The organism is Paenibacillus xylanexedens, assembly GCF_007680605.1.
Lineage (GTDB): Bacteria > Bacillota > Bacilli > Paenibacillales > Paenibacillaceae > Paenibacillus > Paenibacillus xylanexedens_B.
In genome coordinates this window covers 3153098-3174400 of record NZ_VEIO01000001.1, presented here as the reverse complement: position 1 = coordinate 3174400, position 21303 = coordinate 3153098, and the positions used below count along the sequence as shown (strand labels likewise).

Here is a 21303-nt window from a genome sequence, read left to right as displayed (position 1 = left end):
TTCCAACTGAACGCGATGACGTGAGGAAAGGGGAACTTCATATGAAAAAAGGAGCAATACTCATCTGGCTTCTGGTAATGTCCGTCATGCTCTCGGCCTGTAATCTGGCTGAAAGCGATGTGGGAAGCAAGGAGAAAGGATATGTCGGCATATCCATGCCTACCAAATCGTCGGAACGCTGGGTGGGAGACGGAGAGAATATGGTTCGTCTGTTTCAGGAGCAAGGTTACAAAACAGATCTTCAGTATGCTGAAGACGTGGTTGAGAATCAAATCTCCCAGATTGAAAACATGATTACCAAAGGTGTTGATGTCATGGTCATTGCATCTGTAGACGGAAATACGCTGACCGATGTCATCAAGAAGGCACATGACGAAGGCATTCAGGTCATCTCGTATGACCGGCTTATTCGTAACACGCCATATCTGACTTATTATGCGACGTTTGACAACTTTAAAGTCGGGGTGCTGCAAGCCTCCTACATTGAACAGAAGCTGGGGCTTAAGGATGGTAAGGGGCCGTTTAACATCGAGTTGTTTGGTGGATCGCCGGATGACAACAATGCATACTTTTTCTTCGACGGTGCAATGTCGGTGCTCAAGCCGTATATTGACTCTGGCAAGCTGGTCGTACGAAGTAAACAGATGACGATGGCGCAAATTGCTACACTGCGCTGGGACGGGGCTTTAGCCCAATCAAGGATGGATAACCTGCTTAGTGCTTACTATTCAGGCGATAATCTGGATGCGGTGTTATCTCCGTATGACGGAATCAGTATCGGAATTATCTCATCTCTGAAAGGCATTGGCTACGGCAAGCCGAACAAACCACTTCCGGTTATTACGGGGCAGGATGCGGAACTGGCTTCCATCAAGTCCATTGTGGCTGGAGAACAGACACAGACGGTCTTCAAGGATACGCGTAAACTCGCCGAGAAAACAGTGGAGATGGCCAACAGCATTTTGCAAGGAAAACAAGCAGAGGTTAATGATACAAAATCATATAACAACGGATTAATGGTTGTTCCGGCTTATCTGCTCGACCCGATCTCGGTGGATCGAACCAACGTGGAGAAAGATATTGTGGGTAGCAAGTATTACACGAAAGAAGAAATAGGGCTGCCCTAAAGTGCGATGAAAGAGATAGGGTGCTCAATAAATACGATGAGAGAACTTAGTTTGCCATAACGCATCATCCAAGGAAAGGAGCACATGCCATGACGGACATTATTCTTGAAATGAAGAACATTACCAAAACGTTTCCGGGAGTCAAAGCGCTGGAGAACGTCAACCTGAAAATCCGGGAAGGCGAAATTCATTCCATCTGCGGCGAGAATGGCGCAGGCAAGTCTACGCTGATGAAGGTGCTTAGCGGAGTATACCCGCATGGAAGTTATGAAGGGGACATTTTGTTCCGCGGTAAGACGTGTGAGTTCAAAGATATCAAGCAGAGTGAGGATCTGGGCATTGTCATTATCCATCAGGAGCTGGCGCTGATCCCGTATCTCTCGATTGCAGAAAATATATTTCTGGGCAACGAACGTGCCAGCAAAGGCATCGTGAATTGGAAGGAAACCTATGTCGGAACACGTGAGCTACTGGGCAAGGTTGGTTTGAACGAAAACCCGAACACCCTTGTGTCCAGCATCGGGGTAGGTAAGCAGCAACTGGTTGAAATTGCGAAAGCGCTCTCCAAAAAAGTGCGTCTGCTTATTCTGGATGAGCCTACCGCAGCGTTGAATGAAGATGACAGTGAAAATCTGCTGCAACTGATGCTGGAATTCAAAAAGCAGGGCATCGCGTGTATCCTCATCTCTCACAAGCTGAACGAGGTGTCCAAGGTCTCGGATGCGGTGACGATCCTGAGGGATGGCAAGACGATTGAAACGCTCGATATGAAAAAGGATAACGTCACCGAGGATCGCATCATCAGCGGCATGGTTGGACGGGACCTGACGAGCCGCTACCCTGAACGTCATGCCACGATTGGTGACGTGGTGCTGGAAGTAAAAGACTGGACGGTGTACCACGAGCATCAGGCCGAGCGCAAGGTGCTGGATCAGATCAACATGAACATCAGACGTGGCGAGATCGTAGGCATCGCGGGACTGATGGGCGCAGGACGTACAGAGCTTGCGATGAGTATTTTCGGCAAATCGTATGGTCGCAATATCTCGGGTCAGCTGATCAAGGATGGCAAGCCGATTCAGAATAACAGTGTGACCGAGGCGATTCAGAATGGTTTTGCTTATGTGACGGAGGATCGCAAGGAATATGGCCTTATTTTGATGGATGATATCAAACGCAACATTTCACTCACCGGACTTGGTAAACTGACCCGCAATGCCGTTGTGAACGAGCAGGAGGAAGTGCTGGTTGCGGAAGAGATGAAGAAAAGCATGAACATCAAGGCACCTAATATCCTGCAGAAAACCGGGAATCTGAGCGGGGGCAACCAGCAGAAGGTGGTGCTGAGCAAATGGATTTTTGCCGGGCCGGATATTCTCATTCTGGATGAGCCGACACGCGGAATCGACGTGGGTGCCAAGTTCGAAATTTATACGATTATCCACCGGCTTGCTGCCGAAGGCAAGGGTGTGCTGGTGATTTCATCGGAGCTGCCGGAAGTTCTGGGGTTGTGTGACCGGATCTATGTGATGAATGCCGGACGAATCACGGGTGAAGTCAGCCGGGAGCAGGCATCGCAGGAAACACTGATGAGATATATGACCAAGTCTGGAGGCGGTAAGCATGGAAACGGTAACTAAACTGTTCAAAAATAATATACGTCAATATGGCATGATCATTGCCCTCGTTGTCATTATGCTTCTCTTTGAGGTATTAACGAGTGGGCTGTTGCTCAAGCCAATTAATATCACGAACCTGATTTTGCAAAATAGCTACATTCTGGTCCTTGCCATCGGTATGGTGCTGGTCATTATTACAGGGCATATCGACTTGTCCGTCGGTTCGATTGCGGCCTTTGTCGGTGCTGTAGCCGCCATCATGATGGTGGATTGGCAGTTGCCAGCTTGGCTCGCAGTCATTGCTTCACTGCTGGTCGGTGCACTGATTGGTGCATGGCAGGGCTTCTGGATTGCGTATGTGCGGATACCCGCCTTCATTGTTACGCTCGCCGGCATGTTGCTCTTCCGGGGTCTGACGATGATTGTTCTGGAAGGGCAGTCGATATCCCCTTTCCCTGCCGGATTTCAAAAAATCAGCTCCGGCTTCCTGCCGGATGTGCAATTCTCGGGTCTGGGTCTGGTGTCCATCATTGTGGGGATTGCACTCACCATCTGGTACATTGTGAGTGAACTGCGGGAACGCGCTTCCCAGCGCAAGTATGGATTCGAAGTAGTATCGCAAGGACTGTTCCTGCTTAAACTGATTGTAGTGGCAGCGGTAACGAACCTGTTCACCTTCGTGCTCGCAAGTTATGCGGGTATCCCGAACATTCTGGTACTCCTGTTTGTGCTAATCGTGGTGTACTCCTTTGTCATGAATCGTACCGTGATGGGACGACATGTGTATGCTCTCGGGGGCAATGAGAAGGCGGCAGGGCTGTCCGGGGTCAAAACGAAAAAAGTCACGTTCTGGGTGTTCGTGAACATGGGTACACTTGCAGCTGTATCCGGTCTGATCTTCGCCGCACGTCTGAATGCGGCTACGCCAAGAGCGGGTACGAACTTTGAGCTGGATGCCATTGCAGCCTGCTTCATCGGTGGAGCGTCAGCTTCGGGCGGAATCGGGACCGTATTTGGTGCGATCATCGGTGGTCTGGTTATGGGTGTCCTGAACAACGGGATGTCCCTGATCGGCCTGGGTATTGACTGGCAGCAAGGAATCAAAGGATTGGTGCTGCTACTCGCGGTAGCGTTTGATATCTATAACAAAAATAAACGTGCTGCTTAATATGATGGGTGTAAAATGTACTGAATGTACCGTGTACTAAACGAATTTTAATATGAAGTTAGCGAAAAGGCTTGGCAAATGCCAAGCCCTTTTTGTCTTTATTTTGAAACGGCAATCCATAATGTCCATGAATCTTTTTCAATAATCGGAGCTGTACTGTTTTTTAGTTTGCTGTTAATAAACATAATCAACTCGCCAAGCTCATGGTCTGTTAATTCATGAAGAATGGACCGTCCAGTCCGTTGCGCCAAATCTCTATTTAAGGCATCCAGGTCCTGGTGAATAGATCTGGTTTCCCAAAGCTGTACTGTGTAAAGGATTACGAATCCATTAGAAACTAGCGATCTTTGGACTTCAGCGGCCTCGTGCCGACGGGAGCGTTCCATGTCAATCCATTTTGGATACTTTTTGAAGAAGTAACCCCTAATATGATTTTCATCCCCTGGCATTAAACAATCTTCCGGTGTTCTGTCTTGAATGATGAATACACCATTAGGTTTCAGGATACGCTTAGCTTCTTGAAAACAGCCGTGCAAATCATGCAAATGATGTATGAGCGCTCTTTCTAAGACGATATCAAATGTATGGTTTGGAAGTCCCGAGTTGTAGGCATTCCCTTGCTGCAACGTGACATTGCTCAAATTCTCACAATGGCGAGCAGCCCCTTGTAACATCTCATTTGAAAAGTCTACTCCAGTAACGTGGGCTGCCCCTGAGCTTGCTAAAGCTTTAGTATAAATCCCTCCGCCGCAGCCAATGTCAACAATTGCCTTACCGGCTATACCAACATGCTCTTCGATCAAAGATAACCAAGATACATCGGCAGTTCTGGTCGTGTACGTCATTCTGTTGCGTTTATCATGAAAATTGATGGGCACATAATCACCTCTTTGTTCCATTGTATGAAACATGGTTTCGATAAATGATACTCTTTACGATACCATAATGATCTAAATCGTCAAGAGGCGCCAGTTTCAATATGAATTTCTGAATTAGAAGCGATGTAGTTTAAATGAACTCTGCACAATATGCCTTACATCAATGCCCCGATAAAACGTGTAGCAATTCCAAAGTAAATAAACAGAGATAGAATATCGTTCAGCGTTGTAATTAACGGGCCGGATGCTACAGCCGGATCAACCTTGAAACGGCTAAGTAGAAGCGGGATGCATGTGCCTGTCAGTGTACCGATGATTAGCGTGAGAAACAGGGATACACCGATAATCATCCCGAGCAACCAGTCTCCTTGCCAGAAATAAGCAATGACCGTAATGAGCAGACCGCAGACAAGACCGATCATCGTACCGACTTTAATCTCTCGTCCAATCAGGGCGAGTACCGTTGACTTGTCCAGCTTGCGTCCAATCAGTCCGCGTACGACGACAGCAAGGGACTGTGTTCCTGTATTTCCCGTCATACCCGCAATCATAGGCATGAAGAACGCAAGAGCCACAACCTGATTTAGCGTATCTTCAAAAAAATCCACAATGCTTCCCGAGATCAAGCCGATCAATAACAGCAAAATAAGCCAAGGCAACCTGCGTCTAACCGCAACGAGTGGTTTGGTATCAAAATCAATATCTTTACCGCCGCCGCCCATTTTGGCGAGGTCTTCGCTGGCCTCATCCATGATGATGTCAATGACGTCATCCATCTGGATGATCCCGCACAGCCGATTATTTTCATCCACGACCGGAACGGCGATGAATTCGTAACGTTGGAGCAACTGGGCAGCCTCTTCCTGATCCATATCCACCGTGGCATGAATAACACGTCTGGTCATCAGTTGTTCCACTTTGGTTTTGTCATCGGCCAGAGCAAGCGAGCGGTAACTAACGACACCAGCCAGCTTGCCTTCATCATCAATGACATAGAGGTAACTGGAAGGGGAGAGGTGTAGCGTACCCTGTGATTGCTTCAGTGCTTCCTTCGCTGTGTCGTGGGTGGATAATGTGCGATAGCGGTCGGTCATGATCCGTCCGGCAGTCTCTGGTGGATAGCTGAGTACAGAACGAATGATGGCAGAGTGATCCAGATTCATACTGGATAACAACTCTTCCCTGCGTTTCGCGGGCAGATCGTGCATGAAGCGAATGAGATCACTTTTGTCCATCTGCTGCATGACTTCCAATGTGCGCTCTGGCCCGAGTCGTTCAAACAGTTCAGCCTGCTCGTGCAGCTTCAGGTTCTCGGCCAGATCGGCAAGTGTATCCGGTTTAAATAGAAGAAGAAAACGACTCTTATCGTCTTCAGGGAATTTTTTATAGATGAGTGATAGATCATAGGGACGCAGTTCCTTCACCAGTTTATAGAATTCCGGCAGATTCTGGGACTGTACATGCTGTGTCAGTTGCTGGGTAATCTCCTCAACGGAGAGCTCTTTATGGGTTTGAGAACCGTTCATAATGACACTCCTTTCCTGAATGGTGCGCTTCATATTTTTAAACGGAATGCCTTCGTTGCTAAACAGTGATAAGTGTAGTGAAGTAGAAGATATATTGAAATCTTGCTCAAACATTCGAGATGGGCTTACAAAAGAAAGCGCTCAGGATATACTTGTTCTATAGCAATCAACGAGGAGGTCCTGTGCCCTTGGAAACCGACATTCGAACACAACTGCTCAGCCTGGCTGAGCCGGAATACCAGAAATTTGCGGCTTCCCTTATACCGAATATATCAAACGTGATGGGTGTGCGCTTACCTATAATCCGCAAAATAGCCAAGCAGATTGCCGCTACAGACTGGCGTACGTACCTGGATACGGCGCGGGACGACTATTTCGAAGAAGTCATGCTGCAAGCGATGGTGATTGGTCATGTGCAAGCAGATCTGGACGAGCTGCTGACACGCATTGCGGCTTTTGTGCCCAAAATCGATAACTGGTCGGTATGTGACAGCTTCTGTGCCGGACTGAAATATACGAAAGTGCATATGGATGCGATGTGGAGCTTCATTCAGCCTTATATGAAGTCGGATCAGGAATATGAAATCCGGTTTGGCGTGGTGATGCTGTTGAACTTTTATCTGGAGGAACCTTATATTCATCAGGTGTTACCCTTGCTTGATCAGATTAAACATGAAGCCTATTATGTGAAAATGGCGGTGGCTTGGGCGATCTCGATTGCGTATATAAAACAGCCTCAGGTGACGATGCCATATTTGAAGCACAACACACTTGACGATTTTACGTACAACAAAGCACTCCAGAAGATTACGGAATCGTACCGCGTGAAACCGGAGGACAAACAACGGATACGAGGCATGAAACGCAAGGCGAAAAAACAGGCACAGACACTAAAACAGATAACCTCCTGACTTGGAGCTGAGAGAAGATAAGGAGGATATGGGATGAGGCAAAAGTTGATGTATACCACCATGCAACTGGATGGCCAACCGTGGAGCTTAATGGCAACCGAAAAAGGGCTGTGCCGGGTAGTGATGCCTAATGAAACGTTAGAGGACTGGCACGGCTGGATTGGCAAAATTGCCCCGGCTATTAAACTTGAAGAGAATGAACACGCGTTAAGACAGACGGGCATGATGGACTGGCTGGAGTCCTATTTTGCGGGAGAAGAGATAGCCTTTACAGCTGAAATCCCGCTAGACCTGATTGGTACCGAATTTCAGCAGGAAGTATGGAAAGCGCTTGGACAAGTCCCTTATGGTGAGATTCGCACATATGGAGACATCGCTACTGCCATTGGCAGACCTTCGGCTGTGCGGGCTGTAGGTGCGGCGAACGGGGCCAACCCTATTCCGGTGCTGTTGCCATGTCATCGGATTATTGGTGCCAATCGCAAGCTGACGGGTTTTCGTGGTGGTCTGGAGATGAAGCGCAGATTACTGGATATTGAACATATTGAAGGCGTGACGGATGGCGGACATGCACGGTTTAATTTTTAATGAAAGAGAGATGAGGGAAGAGGATGGAGCAACAACAGGCATACTGGCTGACCAATGTAAGATTGGAACAAGGATATATTCGTGAAGGAGCAGAGGTGACGGGCACACAAACGGGTCTTGCTCATCTGCGGATTGAGAACGGAGTTATTGCTGCCATTGTGGATGCAAAGGCGCAATTGACAGAAGAATTGCCGCGAGTGGATGGAAAAGGTTTGTTATTGTTGCCTTCGTTTGAAGAAGCTCATATTCATCTGGATAAAACCTATTATGACGGGCCATGGAAAGCGGTTAGACGCAGCTCCAGCATCTTTGATCGCATTGAGGAGGAAAAGGTGCTGTTGCCCAAGTTGCTACCCGATGCGAAACGGCAGGCGGAAAGCATCCTTGCACGAATACAGGGTTACGGATCTACACACGTTCGTGCCCATTGTAACATTGAACCGGTAAGCGGGCTGAAGCGTTTGGAAGCAACCAAGCTGGCCCTGGAGAGTTATGCAGGTAAAATATCTTCAGAGATTGTCGCGTTCCCTCAGCATGGGCTGTTACGATCCAGCTCGGTCGAACTCATGGGACAAGCCATGTCAGAGGGCGCAACACATGTAGGCGGACTTGATCCGTATACCGTAGATGAGAACATCGAAAAATCGCTACATGCCATGGTCGAACTGGCGGTTAAACATCAAGCAGGGATCGATATGCATCTGCATGATGGTGGTGAAGCTGGCAAGCACACGTTGCTGGAACTTGTGAGGCTGACTGAACAAGCAGGGCTTCGGGGTCAGGTGACGGTCAGTCACGCGTTCTGGTTTGCAGGAGCGGAGAAACAGGAAGCCGAAGAGATGGCGAGCCGCATGGCATCGCTGGAAATGAGTGTGGCTTCAACGGTGCCGATAGGCAGAGCGATGATGCCGCTTCCGATGTTGCAACGTGAGGGTGTAAACGTGAAACTGGCGACAGACAGCCTGACGGATCACTGGTCTCCTTTTGGCAATGGGGATATGCTTGAAAAGGCTGGCCGCTTCGCCGAACTGTATGGATATAGCGACGAGTTATCGTTGTCCCAGTCGCTTGCTACGATTACGGGCGGAGTGACTCCGCTGAATGCGGCAGGGGAAAAGGTATGGCCGAAGGCAGGCGATGTAGCAAGCTTTGTTCTGGTACAGGCGAGTTGTGTAGCCGAAGCGGTGGCAAGGCGATCTGGAAGGCTGGCTGTGTGGTATCATGGACAATTGGTAAGTGGATCGCTAGCGTAACAGGCATCACTTTAAGATGCGATAAACAGAATAGAGGTTAAAGATTAAGCCACGGATGCCGTGGCTTTTTTGCGTGAACAGGCTGAGCCGTGTGGAACTATTTTAGTTCAACAATATAGCTCATATGGAGGAAGAAATTATACGCATAATCCACATTCTGGGTTATGATAGGTTATATTTTGCTTTTGAAGGAGCTAATCCTATGAACATTACATATGCTTCGCAGGCAGACCGTGCATATATCGTTGAAAAAGATCGGCATATCCATCCCACACTTGTTGAGACGAAAATAAAAGAGAAGGAAATATATATCTTCTGGGAAGACGAGGCAAGGATTGGCTGGATGAGATATGGATACTTTTGGGACAACATGCCTTTTATGAACATGATTTGGATCGATGAGCCGTTTCGTGGTCGTGGATCAGGGCAACGTGTCGTGCAGTATTGGGAAAATGAAATGAGAAAGAAGGGCTTTGATACGGTTATGACTTCCACGCAGTCTGATGAGAGTGCTCAACATTTCTATCGTGGAATGGGATATGTGGATGCAGGAGCTTTACTGTTAGACACACAGCCATTAGAAATTATATTGATGAAGAAAATTGAAGTAGTAATAGACGAGGGAGAATGAGACATGCGTGATAACATGGAGAAACAAGTCACTTTGCAACCGATTACGCAGGAAAATAAAAGTGAGTGCATCCGTCTGCAACCGAGGGAAGATCAGCTCACACTGGTAGCGAGCAATGCGGATTCTTTACTCCATGCGACCAAGGAAGTAACTTCAAGACCTTACGGGATCTATGCAGGGAATGAGATGGTCGGGTTTATTTTATTTGACAACGAGATTTATACGGATGGGCATTACTGGATTCTTCGTTTTATGATTGATGGGAAACATCAGGGACAGGGATCTGGGAAGTGTGCCATCCAGGAAGTTATTCACATGTTGCAAGAGCGAAGTGATTGTCGGCAAATCAGGGTATCTCACGTTCCGCATAACGTTGCGGCTAATGCACTGTACAAGCGTTGCGGGTTTCAGGAAACAGGTGAATTTGAGGATAACGGTGATGTTATTTTAGGTTATCAAGTTAGAGAGTAGAGGTGACAAAAAAATGATCAGAGAAGCCGAAGGCAGAGATGCAGCAACGATTGAAAAATTGTACAGGGAATTACTGCCTAACCACACGGATATTAAGGTACTGGCTGAACGAATTGAAGAGATTAGACGTCATGAACACAGCTTCCTTTTTGTTTACGAAGCTCGGGAGCAGGTAGTCGGTACGGCACATTTACATATCTGCTTGGATGCTCTTGCAGGAAATCGACCGTTTGGTTTGGTTGAAAGGGTCATTATGTCTAGCGAGGCGCAGGGCAAGGGATACGGCACAGAATTAATGGAACATGTGGAAGAGGTATGTATGCAGATGAGCGCATCCAAGATCCTCCTCGCTAGTGGGGCTTCCAGGCAAGGGGCCCATCAATTTTATCAAAAGCTAGGATACGATGGCGAGTCCAGCAAAGCCTTTAAGAAATATCTATAATTTGATAGAAGAAGGACTAATCCAACAAGATGATAGATAAACATGATCGGATTTTGAACAAAAGATTTATTGCATTAGCGTTCACATTACTGCTTATGACGTTATGCTGTCTAGGCATTGCGGCGTATCTGCGTGCAAAGTCAGGCTCGAATATGTATGCCTTTTTGGACTGGGACATGTTTCTGGCATGGGTTCCGTTTCTCATTTCAACGATGATTGCTCTTATCTTTCGACGTAAAACCGTGAGACCCGGATGGCTGGGCATGGTGTTGACAGGTTTGCTCGGTTTGATCTGGCTTTTCTTTTTGCCTAACGCGGCCTATTTGTTTACAGAAATGTTGCATGCATTCCGGTATTTTGTTGTTCAGCCTGAGCGTGCTTTTTGGTTCGGGATGGATTTCTGGTACAGTTTGACCCTTACGTTTGGTGTAGCCATTGTAGGGCTAGTGCTCTCCACGTGTTCCATAAGGCAAATTGAATATGTGTTGCAATTATTCGTACACAGGTTCGTTTGCTGGATCATTGTCGGATGTATTTTACTTTTAAGTGGTGTTGGCGTATATATCGGGAGATTTAATCGTTGGAATTCATGGGATATCGTGTCCAGACCCGGGCAGATTGTTATCGATTTGATGAATGATTTAAGTTCAGCAAGCGGTCTTCTGGTGGAGTTTGTTACGCTAATGTTTGTGATTCAGGCATTTGTATATGTCATTATTTCATTGATAAGTAGTTCGATTACTCGGGAGGTAAGAAAATGAGCAATACTTCTGAATATATCAGTAAGTTGCCCCGCATTTCTGAATGTCAGCGAATCTTCAAGGCAGTAGCGATGCTGGATGCAATTCTAATGCCAGAATGGGAGTACAGGTACTATTCGTACAATGCACAGTGGGATGCGAATGAACAGATGGCTTCGATGCGAGACGGGGAAGGAGATCACTATTTCGCGTTGTTTGATTTAAGCAACCGTTTAATCATCAAAGGTTACGCCAAAGCTTATGCTTCCCTACATCAAGATCAACTTGGCGATGTATTGGAGGGTGTGCCGGCAGTATTCAAAACGACGTTTCTGGACGAGCCTGCTTTTATGATGGATCAGACTACCTTCTGCATCTGGAATGAAGAGGAACAGAACGAGTGGACTTCGAGTCAACAGCTCGCAGACGAAGCTTATGCTCTGCTGCAAGTTCTTGTGGGCGGTGCAGCGTATTATCATGCTTGGGCTCAGGAGTATTATGAGGTTGAACTGGATCTAGAGCCGATACAGCATGTTTTTGACATGAAACCGTTAAACGAACAACTGTTGCAGGCATTAAACCCGGAGATCGAGTTAGACGAGTTGGAAGAAGACATTGCAGAAATTGGATACCCGGCTTAGGAGGAAGGACATATGCATTTAACAGAATGGTCTGCGGATACGCTTCAATATGAACTGTCGGATGAATACTCGATTCGCCTTGCGGATGTTACGGAGTGGGGGTTATTTTGCACCATTTATTATGATATGGGATACGTCGGATTTTTCAGGGAAGAAGAGTTCAGTTCCTCAGGATGCAGTGCGTACTGGATTTATCGGGGAGAGAGCAAAATAGGCGGTGTACGAATGGAGCCTAACAAGATGTATCATTTGTTTCTCATCCCGCCGTTCAAGCAAGGCTTTGAGATCGTCAAGCTGCTGAAACATAAATTAATGCAGTGGTCGGATCGCAGTAAACGTATTCTGACATTTGAGATTCTTCCTGGACAAGTGGACTGGTTTGCGAGAGCAGGGTTCTGGCCGGCCGAGTTCAGATGCCGCTGGATGCAGCGGCCTACGGATCATTTTGATATCGATTGGGATAGCAGGATGACCGTGAAAAGTCCAGTGATTATTGAAAAAGGATCAGGCGGCTTCAAATATGTAAACGAAGAGGAGATTGCCCGTTGTGATCTGGAAAGTTTCGGAGGAAGTCTGGAAGCAACGCGCAGAAAAAAGAGCTCCCTTGAGGATTTTATACCTGACGAAGATCCTAACTATACGAACGAAATTCTGACTAAGGCATCTACGCTGGTATATGATCAGGAAACGGGTGAGCTGATCGCTAACTGTCGCTTGTGTTTACAGGACAATCAGGCTGCGGTATACAGTATTGGCGTGATCCCCTCGTATAGAGGCAGAGGACTTGCTACCCAGATGTTACAAAGAGCATTAACGATGCTCAAGGGGCACTATCCATTTTTGCGACTGTATGTGATGGAAGGCAATGATGCAGAGTCCGTATATCTGAATCTGGGTTTTGTACAGGGCATGCAGGAGGTTCAGACGATGTATATTCCTGAGGAGGTAGCGGAATGAAGGTGGCCATTTTAACCGATATTCACGGAAAATGCTCTCAGGAGTTCCTTGTGACTACACTAAATATCTTCAAGCGTATCGAGAAAGAAAATAATTAACGACAGGGGCGATCTGGTGAGATCGTCTTCTCTTGTTTAGTTTTTAAAGGAAATTAAGTCTTTATTGAAAGAGAGACAGTAACGATAACTTAATGAAGAGGTAAGGGCATGATTCATGATTTAAAAGGGGAGGAAAATATGTCTTCTGTGACGGGGATGCTTTTCGCCGCGGTTAAAGAGAACAGTGATCGCCTGAAATTCATCACGGATTCCATGTCACAAGAGGAGGTCGATTACAGAGGGCCTGGTAACCTATACAACAGCACAGCTCAGTTACTGAGACATATCACGTTCGTTGACCTGAACTGGGTGTATCGTATCAAAGGACAAACGCTACCTCACGATATGTTGGAGCATTATGGTCTCATGATTGATGAAAACAACAAACTTCCTTTCATAGCGGGGATATCCAGAGACACACTTATTTCTCAACATCAGTTGATCATGAACATGCTACAGGAAACATGCACAATTCTTACGGATGCGGATATGGATCTCGTAGTTACTTTCGGGCATAGGAATGAAAAGCAAGCTTCTGTTCGCTGGGGACTTTGGCACATGGCTGATCACAATCGTTATCATCAGGCGCATATAAATCAGTTGCGGAAATGGTTCCACACTCATACAACTGATCGATGAAGGGAGACTGTCACTGCACAAAAGATAAAATAGACTGTAACTAAAGTTCAATTCAGTTTGTTTTTATTAGTAGAACAGGAGGAATGCATAATGGCAGATCATACAGCATTGGTTATTATTGATGTGCAAAGAGCCATGTTCGATGAGTCAGATCCGGTATATCAGGGCGAGCAGTTACTAAGAAACATTCAGAAGCTTATTGGGGCGGCCCGTGATGTGGGACATCGTGTCATTTATATACAGCACAGTGAAGGAACAGGGAGTCCGCTGGAGCGCGGAACAGCAGGATGGGAGATTCATCCGTCTATTGCACCGCTTGAAGGTGATCTGATAGTTGAAAAAGAAACCCCGGATTCGTTTCATGAAACAAATCTACAAGCGATATTGCAGGAATTCGGTGTAACCAAGCTGATTCTTACAGGTATGCAGACAGAGCTATGTGTGGATACCACTTGCCGTAGAGCGTTTAGTTTGGGATATACAGTGCAACTCATACGAGATGCCCACAGTACATGGAACTCTAGTGTGCTCCGGGCAGAGCAAATTATTGAACATCATAATTCGGTGCTGAGCATGTTTGCTCATGTGGTGGATATGGCACACATTACGAGGTGATGAAGAATGAATAACACACGAAATATCAAACGATTTTGGTTGGTTACGGGCACTGTAGTAGCTGCGTTAGCCCTGTACTTCATATATATGAACAACTGGTTTGTGGATGTCGAAGCCCCTTTATCTAGCGCGGAGGTTGTCCGTGCAGATACGAGCAAAGCGATATATGCCAAGGGTGGCAGCGGAGTACTGATCCGTTTTGATGAGGCTGTTTTAAATGAAGAGGAAACAAGCAGAGTTATTGATTGGTTGAATGAAGCTCCAGCGTCAGCGAAGACAGCTGTAGAACACATTGAGGGTAGCATTCATATGGGCATCGCTCTGAGATTGAAGCATAACACTCAAGTCATGATACAGTACAACGGCAAACAGATTTATGTTACGAAGATTGGCCGTTTTAGCAAAATTTCGAGGTATGCGCTGCATCATCAGGCGTTGGAGAATTATCTGGATCAAGAGCTGGAAGGAACCTATTACGGAGGAAATCTGGCGAAGGAGGAACAGGAGGATACGTAATGAAGATACACATAAAAATATTCAATCTTTCGGCTTGGCTTGCTGTATTGGCTGTATTTTTTCTTCCAGGAACGCTGAATAACGATAACAAAATTTTACGAACCGAGTATGGATTCCCGCTTCGTTTTTTGACGGATTACCATACCTCGAATTCGAGTGGATCGACATGGTTTATATCGGATATGCATATTAATTTACTGGTATATTTCGTGAATGTCCTGTTTATTTATGCTGGAATACATGTGATTGTCTATATCAAAAAAAGATTAACTAAGCAATCAGTGGAGTGAATAATGATTTCTTGAATTGATCACGAAGCTATAATGACCTGAGTACAGCAACATAGGGGGCTACGGTATGGAAACCTTTTTTCGTTATAACTGGATCGTGCGTGAACAGTGGTATGCGTGGTGTGTAGACCTGCCGCCAGAAGAATTGCTTCGACCACGTACAGGTGGCGTGGGAAGCATCCTAAAGACTTTTTTTCATATTATAGATGTCGAGTGGAGCTGGCTTCAACTGCTACAAGGAAAACCGGATAATGCGGAGGATTTTGCAAACTATCAGACGCTCGAAGCTGTGCGTGATCTGGACCGCAAGCTGCATCAGGACGTAGAAGCATTTGTTCTAGCGTGGGAGCCGAGCATGGAAAAGAGAACTTACATCGACCGCCGAACCGACGGACACGTGCATATCGATGCCTGGGGCGAAGTTATGCGTCATGTAATTGCACATGAAATTCATCATATAGGGCAGTTATCCGTATGGGCAAGAGAACTTGGCCGAGAGCCCGTATCTGCTAATGTTATAGGCAAAGGATTGATCGAACCTGACCATGTTGAAGAGCCGTGAGGTGAGTATAAGTGATACAACTTAGCAGTATCCGCTGGGTTCAACTGGATGAAGCGATTCGGCAGGGAATAGGACAGGAGCATCGGATGGCCCCGCTTAAGCCTGGAATGGAAGCGGATGTTATGCGTGTTGAACTTCATGATCAGCCGTATGTACTGAAGATCTGGAATAAGGAGTCTCGTCCGGATATTAGAAAACAATATCAGTTGTTGCATAGTCTCACACAAAGCGGGATTCAGGTATCCAGGCCATATGGCTGGGGGATAGATCAGCACCAGAATCAAGTGCTACTCACAAGTTACGATGGTGTGCCGGTGACCCGGCTAGATCAAGAAATATTAAGAAGGATCGCTCAGAATTTAAATGATATCCACCAGCATCCAATCGGTGTTAAAGAGTCGCAAACGGAAGAGGACAAACAAGATTACATTCCTCATTACAATTTTGTCGACTATTTTTTTCCTCAGATTACTAAGCACGAAGATATCCATTACATTGTTCATGACTTGATGAAGCGTGTAAAGATCAGACAGGATCACTTCATTCATGGTGACTATAACCTAGGGAATATTGTAGAGATCAATGGAAAATACACCGTCATAGACTGGACCAACGGACAGTACGGAGACACGAGATATGATGCGGCATGGTCTGTTTTTCTAATCACGATCTATAACGGGGAAAAGTATGGAATGATTTATCAAGCCGAATTACGAGCGGTTGCCGGCAATTTGCTGGATGAGGAAGAAGGGTTTGAAGCATTGGCCTGGTTACGCTGGGTGTTGCTCTCGCGTGAAGGAGATGTTCCGAGAAATGCAGAAGTCATGCGGCGAGTATTAGATATAGCTACTCATAACCCTTACTTACAAGCCGACTTGTTGTAATTGAAATACTCCCTCTATAGAATCTTTCCTTAAAGTCCTAAAATTACGATTTGGTATTCGGAATATCCTTTCAAGGTAGTCTACAAGCCTGTCCTAAATTCTCATCTTCTGCATACCTATGGTAGTAGAGGAGCGTGATGAATTATGGAACAGAAGGTACAGACTTACTTCGAACTGAAACAGCAGCAGAAAGAGATCGAACAACAGTTATCAGTATTGAGAGATGAGATTGTGGCGTACTGTGAAGAGCAAGGCGTATATGAGACCGAAGTAGGCGGATATAAGGTGAAAACGGTTCTCCAGCACCGCAAGGAATATGACGATCAGAAGCTGTATGCATCGTTGCCTGATCCGGAGATCTGGAGGTTGCTGTCCAAGGTGGATAGCCATAAGCTGAAAAGCCTGATCAAGCTTAATGTTCTCTCCGAAGAACAAGTCAGCCAGGCATGTACAGTGAAGCAAGTGACTTTGCTACAGATAGACAAGTTATAACGTATATTGCCTGCGCTTCTTTCTTTTGTGCTGAAATTGGTAGAATTTCAGGGGGGAGAAGGTTTATTTTGTTCAGGGAAAGCGTATTCATTTTCCGTTATGATGAAGAAACAAATCTGCGAGGAGGAACCAGGATGTCTACCGAAATTCCGTCCCTACATACTGCTTATGCCGATGCATTCAAAATAGGTGCAGCAGTACATACGAGAATGTTACAATCCGAAGGAGAATTTATTGCGAAGCACTATAACAGTGTCACTGCGGAGAATCAGATGAAGTTTGAAGAGGTTCATCCGCGAGAGCATGAATATACGTTTGAGGCAGCAGATGAGATCGTTGATTTTGCCGTTGGCCGTGCAATAGGTGTTCGTGGTCATACCCTGGTATGGCACAACCAGACACCAGCGTGGGTGTTTGAGGATGCTTCCGGCGGCCCGGCTTCGAGAGAACTGATGTTGTCCCGGTTGAAGCAGCATATCGATACCGTCGTTGGTCGTTACAAAGGACAGATCTACGCATGGGACGTGGTGAACGAGGCGATTGAAGATAAGACCGATCTGATTATGCGAGATACCAAATGGCTGCAATTGCTTGGAGAAGATTACCTGGCGCAAGCATTCAATATGGCACATGAAGCTGATCCTGACGCACTGCTGTTCTACAATGATTACAACGAGACTAATCCGGTCAAACGGGAGAAAATTTACAATCTGGTTCGATCGCTGCTGGAGCAAGGGGTTCCGGTTCATGGCATTGGTATGCAGGGTCATTGGAATATTCATGGTCCGTCCATTGAAGAGATTCGTCAGGCCATTGAACGTTATGCTTCACTGGATGTGCAGCTTCACGTCACTGAATTGGATGTATCCGTGTTTCAACATGATGATACGCGCACTGATCTGACAGAGCCAACGTCTGAGATGATGGAGCTTCAGGAGAAACGGTATGAGGAGATTTTCAAGCTGTTTCGGGATTATCAATCCAATATCACTTCTGTAACGTTCTGGGGTGTGGCTGATCATTATACATGGTTGGATCATTTCCCGGTACGCGGGCGTAAAAACTGGCCATTTGTGTTCGATACCAAGCAGCAACCGAAGGGTTCATTTTGGCGCATTCTCGGGGAAAAGTAAGAAGAAGACTTAAAGCAAAAGTTCAGGCACGATTTAGCTATACGTTTAAGCTAAGCATGCAGCGCTCTACTGCGTGTTTTGGAATCAAAGCCTTACATGCGGACCCCATAAAAAGGGCGAGCCTGTAAGGCTTTTTTGAAGTATCTTATATATAGAGCAGATTTATTCGAATAATAGCATTGTCACATGCACGGTACGATGCCATACTGGAGAAAAAAAGGGGAAATGGCAGGTGAATCCAATGTACAAGGTCATTGTAGCAGATGATGAGCCGTTTATGCTGGAAGGCTGGAAAACGATGATCGATTGGCAAGGCTGCGGATATGAGTTGTGTGGAACTGCGACCGATGGAGAGGAAGCACTGGAACTGATCAATCATGTAAATCCGGATTTGGTGGTAACCGATATCCAGATGCCTGTGCTTGATGGACTGGGATTGATCCGAACCATGCGTGAAGACTTAAAATATGATTCCCAGATCGTGATCGTAACAGGGTATTCCGAGTTTGGTTATGCACAGCAGGCGATACGATATCGGGTGAATGAATATGTGCTCAAACCTTTGGTGCCAGAAGAAATTCACGAGTTATTACGGAACCTGATCGTACCGCTGGATACACAGCGGCAGGAAACAGAGACCAAGCTTGTGCAAGAGCAATATCATGCCATGGAGATGTTGGACACAAATACGGATGAGGACGGCATGCTGGATGAGGCGGATCTGGAGAAAATGGCATCGCGCGCGCGGCAATTTATCGCTTTAATTGAGGCAGGAGATGTAACAGGCGTTACTCGCACTGTTGATGATATGTTACAGGACATGCAAGAATCACGGGCCGCGATGATCTGGGCTCAAAGCGCAGTCAGATACATCCATGGAGAACTGCTACGCAGATATAGCATGATCGGAGCAGATCAGACTCTTCTCCAAGTCCGGACTTGGCATCATACAGAGAGTTGGTTCATGGGGGACTTGAAGAAATTGTTTATTCGGATTACGGAAACGTTTGCCTCAATGGCTCAGGCTGATCCGGGTTCCAGTGGGCTGGTGGCAGAAGCCGTACAGTATCTGAAGGAGCATTATCGTACCAAAATCAAGCTGCAGCAGCTCGCCAATCACATTCATGTCAATGCGGCTTATCTAGGCCAGCAGTTCAAGCGTGAGATGGGAGTCAGCTTCAGTGAGTATGTTCATCGTCTTCGTATTGAAGAGGCACGCAGGATGCTCCGCCGAACCAATATGAAAATCTCAGATATTGCATTTGAATTGGGTTATCATGATGCGGAGTATTTTACGGAGAAATTTAAAGCGCTTACAGGAGAGCTTCCATCTCTATATAAAAACAACAACCAAGGGTGATTATGTGCATAAGAAAAAGAGGACTTTTCATACGGTAAACGATATCCCCCTTCGATATAAGTTTCTGCTGATCTATGTGGTCAGTATTCTTCTTCCAATTATTGCGATTAATCTGTTTTTTTATCAACGAACATCTGCAGATATCAAAGTAAGGGAACAGGAAAATCTGCGCAAATCGATTGACAGGGCCGCAGGAGAGTTGGTCGGTATGATTGACGAGAGCGTGGCGCTAAGCCGTATGATTGCCGCGGATGATTCCTTGTATGAGGCCCTGGATCGTACCTACGCGTCACCTGTGGATTATTACAACGAGTATCATGTTTTCTTGCGTGATAAATTGACACGGTATATGTCGGCCAATATTTTGGAAGTCCGAATTTTTACGGATAACGATACGATTCAGACGGGCAGTCATTACATCGTCATGAAGGACAAAAAGACATCGTTGCCGGGCATGGAGCAGTTAAATCACGCAAACGGTGATATTTTAGTTATTGATTACGAAGAACAGTCTGGATTTAGCCGAGGGAAACGAATCAGTGTCATTGGGAAAATGAAGACATTTACTTCATATGCTAACTATGCGAAGTATTCCAAAATTGATCTCGAAGTGAATCGCATCTACAGCATCCTTAATCGGGAGACAAACAGCCTGCAGCTTAGGCTTGTGGACGGAAATAGCCGTCCGGTCGTTTCCAGTGCACGTTTCCCGGCAGAGGGATGGTCTTCCGATACGAAGTCCGAATATATCATGGAGAAGTCACTTGGTAATCTGGCTTATCTGGATGGCTGGAAGCTGATCGGGGTTGCGGATACGCGGCATGTGGATCAGTTGTTGGACGAAGCTCGTAATTCTATTTTGTGGCTCGCGGTCATCAGTGTCATTGTACCTTCGGTGCTCATTTACTTTATTCTGCGCTCGTACCACTACCGTATCCGTAAATTGTCACGGCATATGGAGAAAGTGCGGAATGAACGTTTTGACCTGATCGAGATCCAGGAAGGTCGGGACGAGATTGGCGGGTTAATCCGCACGTTTAATATGATGATCAGCAAAATCCATTCCCTGATTAACGACGTATACAAACTGGAGATCAGGCACAAGGATCTCGAACTGGATCAAGTCCGAACGGAGTTATCTATGCTCCAGAGCCAGATGAATCCACATTTTCTGTTTAATACACTGAACGCACTGCTCGTCGTGAGTACTAAAAACGGCTATACCGAAGTATCTGAAATTATTAAAAGCTTATCTTTACTCATGAGACAGTTGCTCAGCAGATCAGACAACCTGATCCCGCTCGAAGAGGAGCTGCAGTTCACAACACTTTATCTTCAAATTGAGAAATTCAGGTTCGGAGAGTTGTTTGATTATACTCTGGATATTGATCCAAATGCTGCAGGCAAACGTATTCCACGCATGAGTATTCAGCCGCTGGTGGAAAATGCGTGCAAACATGGTTTGCAAGCACGCAAGACTGGACGATTAATTCATATTACCGCAAAGCTGGGTGAATCCGGTCTGGTTATTCGTGTTATCGATAACGGGATCGGGATGGAGCAGGATAAACTGAGGCAATTAATACAGGATGTACGCTCGGATCAGGCGAAGGACGGTTCACATGTGGGTATTCGTAATGTCTATCGCCGCCTGGAATTATTTTATGAAGGGGATGCAACGTTCACAATACGCAGTGAGAAGGGCAGCGGTACAGAAGCGGGATTTCATATTCCGACAGACAGACTGTGACTGATGAACAAA

Annotated in this window: 24 protein-coding genes; 22 read left to right on the top strand and 2 right to left on the bottom strand. The window is 46.2% G+C overall.

Annotation, left to right across the window (positions count from 1 at the left end):
- The first annotated feature begins 41 nt into the window (after window positions 1–41).
- The 3 genes from chvE to mmsB all read left to right on the top strand — a co-directional run bounded on the left by chvE (window position 42) and on the right by mmsB (window position 3914).
- Entirely contained in the window at window positions 42–1127 is a 1086-nt protein-coding gene (chvE, locus tag FS818_RS14045; protein ID WP_145332605.1) for a multiple monosaccharide ABC transporter substrate-binding protein, read from the top strand.
- 89 nt (window positions 1128–1216) lie between these two features.
- Window positions 1217–2767 carry a multiple monosaccharide ABC transporter ATP-binding protein gene (gene mmsA, locus FS818_RS14040; protein ID WP_145332604.1) on the top strand — a complete coding sequence of 517 codons (1551 nt, stop codon included), beginning with the start codon at window positions 1217–1219 and terminating at the stop codon, window positions 2765–2767.
- Window positions 2751–3914, top strand: coding sequence for a multiple monosaccharide ABC transporter permease (gene mmsB, locus FS818_RS14035; protein WP_145332603.1), 1164 nt, complete (start codon window positions 2751–2753; stop codon window positions 3912–3914). The genes mmsA and mmsB overlap by 17 nt, the downstream gene beginning before the upstream one ends.
- A 98-nt stretch (window positions 3915–4012) precedes the next feature.
- Here the strand turns inward: mmsB and FS818_RS14030 are convergent, their stop codons facing one another.
- Both FS818_RS14030 and mgtE read right to left on the bottom strand, forming a co-directional pair.
- Window positions 4013–4792, bottom strand: coding sequence for a class I SAM-dependent methyltransferase (locus FS818_RS14030; RefSeq protein WP_145332905.1), 780 nt, complete (start codon window positions 4790–4792; stop codon window positions 4013–4015).
- A 155-nt stretch (window positions 4793–4947) separates the two neighbouring features.
- Window positions 4948–6318, bottom strand: a complete 1371-nt coding sequence (gene mgtE, locus FS818_RS14025; protein ID WP_145332904.1) for a magnesium transporter — start codon at window positions 6316–6318, stop codon at window positions 4948–4950.
- Window positions 6319–6506: 188 nt separating this feature from the next.
- On the opposite strand from mgtE, the gene FS818_RS14020 reads away from it, so the two are divergent.
- From FS818_RS14020 to FS818_RS13930, 19 genes are all read left to right on the top strand, one after another.
- A complete protein-coding gene (locus FS818_RS14020) occupies window positions 6507–7229 on the top strand; it encodes a DNA alkylation repair protein (protein ID WP_145332602.1) in 723 nt (240 codons plus the stop codon).
- A 33-nt stretch (window positions 7230–7262) separates the two neighbouring features.
- Window positions 7263–7817, top strand: coding sequence for a methylated-DNA--[protein]-cysteine S-methyltransferase (locus tag FS818_RS14015; RefSeq protein ID WP_145332601.1), 555 nt, complete (start codon window positions 7263–7265; stop codon window positions 7815–7817).
- 23 nt (window positions 7818–7840) lie between these two features.
- Window positions 7841–9070 (top strand): amidohydrolase, encoded by a 1230-nt coding sequence (locus tag FS818_RS14010; protein ID WP_145332600.1) that lies wholly within the window; start codon window positions 7841–7843, stop codon window positions 9068–9070.
- Between the two features lie 202 nt (window positions 9071–9272).
- Window positions 9273–9701 carry a GNAT family N-acetyltransferase gene (locus FS818_RS14005; RefSeq protein ID WP_145332903.1) on the top strand — a complete coding sequence of 143 codons (429 nt, stop codon included), beginning with the start codon at window positions 9273–9275 and terminating at the stop codon, window positions 9699–9701.
- A 3-nt stretch (window positions 9702–9704) separates the two neighbouring features.
- The gene (locus FS818_RS14000) at window positions 9705–10172 is read left to right on the top strand and encodes a GNAT family N-acetyltransferase (RefSeq protein WP_145332599.1); all 468 of its coding nucleotides are present in this window, start codon (window positions 9705–9707) and stop codon (window positions 10170–10172) included.
- 13 nt (window positions 10173–10185) lie between these two features.
- Window positions 10186–10614, top strand: a complete 429-nt coding sequence (locus FS818_RS13995) for a GNAT family N-acetyltransferase (RefSeq protein WP_145332598.1) — start codon at window positions 10186–10188, stop codon at window positions 10612–10614.
- Window positions 10615–10643: 29 nt separating this feature from the next.
- On the top strand, window positions 10644–11375 hold the full coding sequence (locus FS818_RS13990) for a DUF1361 domain-containing protein (RefSeq protein ID WP_145332597.1): 732 nt from the start codon (window positions 10644–10646) through the stop codon (window positions 11373–11375).
- Window positions 11372–11995 (top strand): hypothetical protein, encoded by a 624-nt coding sequence (locus FS818_RS13985; protein WP_145332596.1) that lies wholly within the window; start codon window positions 11372–11374, stop codon window positions 11993–11995. Before FS818_RS13990 ends, FS818_RS13985 begins: the two co-directional genes overlap by 4 nt.
- Before the next feature lie 12 nt (window positions 11996–12007).
- Window positions 12008–12952: a GNAT family N-acetyltransferase gene (locus tag FS818_RS13980; protein ID WP_145332595.1), complete on the top strand. Its 945-nt coding sequence runs from the start codon at window positions 12008–12010 to the stop codon at window positions 12950–12952.
- 206 nt (window positions 12953–13158) lie between these two features.
- Entirely contained in the window at window positions 13159–13689 is a 531-nt protein-coding gene (locus FS818_RS13975) for a DinB family protein (RefSeq protein WP_145332594.1), read from the top strand.
- Window positions 13690–13779: 90 nt separating this feature from the next.
- The gene (locus FS818_RS13970; protein WP_145332593.1) at window positions 13780–14304 is read left to right on the top strand and encodes a cysteine hydrolase family protein; all 525 of its coding nucleotides are present in this window, start codon (window positions 13780–13782) and stop codon (window positions 14302–14304) included.
- A gap of 6 nt (window positions 14305–14310) precedes the next feature.
- Window positions 14311–14820 carry a hypothetical protein gene (locus tag FS818_RS13965; protein WP_145332592.1) on the top strand — a complete coding sequence of 170 codons (510 nt, stop codon included), beginning with the start codon at window positions 14311–14313 and terminating at the stop codon, window positions 14818–14820.
- Window positions 14820–15110, top strand: coding sequence for a hypothetical protein (locus FS818_RS13960; RefSeq protein ID WP_145332591.1), 291 nt, complete (start codon window positions 14820–14822; stop codon window positions 15108–15110). The genes FS818_RS13965 and FS818_RS13960 overlap by 1 nt, the downstream gene beginning before the upstream one ends.
- Window positions 15111–15177: 67 nt before the next feature.
- Window positions 15178–15672 (top strand): DinB family protein, encoded by a 495-nt coding sequence (locus tag FS818_RS13955; protein ID WP_145332590.1) that lies wholly within the window; start codon window positions 15178–15180, stop codon window positions 15670–15672.
- Window positions 15673–15683: 11 nt separating this feature from the next.
- Window positions 15684–16556, top strand: a complete 873-nt coding sequence (locus tag FS818_RS13950) for an aminoglycoside phosphotransferase family protein (RefSeq protein WP_145332589.1) — start codon at window positions 15684–15686, stop codon at window positions 16554–16556.
- Between the two features lie 144 nt (window positions 16557–16700).
- Window positions 16701–17048 (top strand): hypothetical protein, encoded by a 348-nt coding sequence (locus FS818_RS13945; protein WP_145332588.1) that lies wholly within the window; start codon window positions 16701–16703, stop codon window positions 17046–17048.
- 134 nt (window positions 17049–17182) lie between these two features.
- Complete coding sequence (locus tag FS818_RS13940) at window positions 17183–18181, top strand: endo-1,4-beta-xylanase (RefSeq protein ID WP_145332587.1); 999 nt, start codon at window positions 17183–17185, stop codon at window positions 18179–18181.
- A gap of 241 nt (window positions 18182–18422) precedes the next feature.
- The gene (locus FS818_RS13935) at window positions 18423–19541 is read left to right on the top strand and encodes a response regulator transcription factor (protein WP_145332902.1); all 1119 of its coding nucleotides are present in this window, start codon (window positions 18423–18425) and stop codon (window positions 19539–19541) included.
- Window positions 19542–19545: 4 nt separating this feature from the next.
- Window positions 19546–21291 (top strand): sensor histidine kinase, encoded by a 1746-nt coding sequence (locus FS818_RS13930; protein ID WP_260989850.1) that lies wholly within the window; start codon window positions 19546–19548, stop codon window positions 21289–21291.
- Window positions 21292–21303 lie beyond the last annotated feature (12 nt).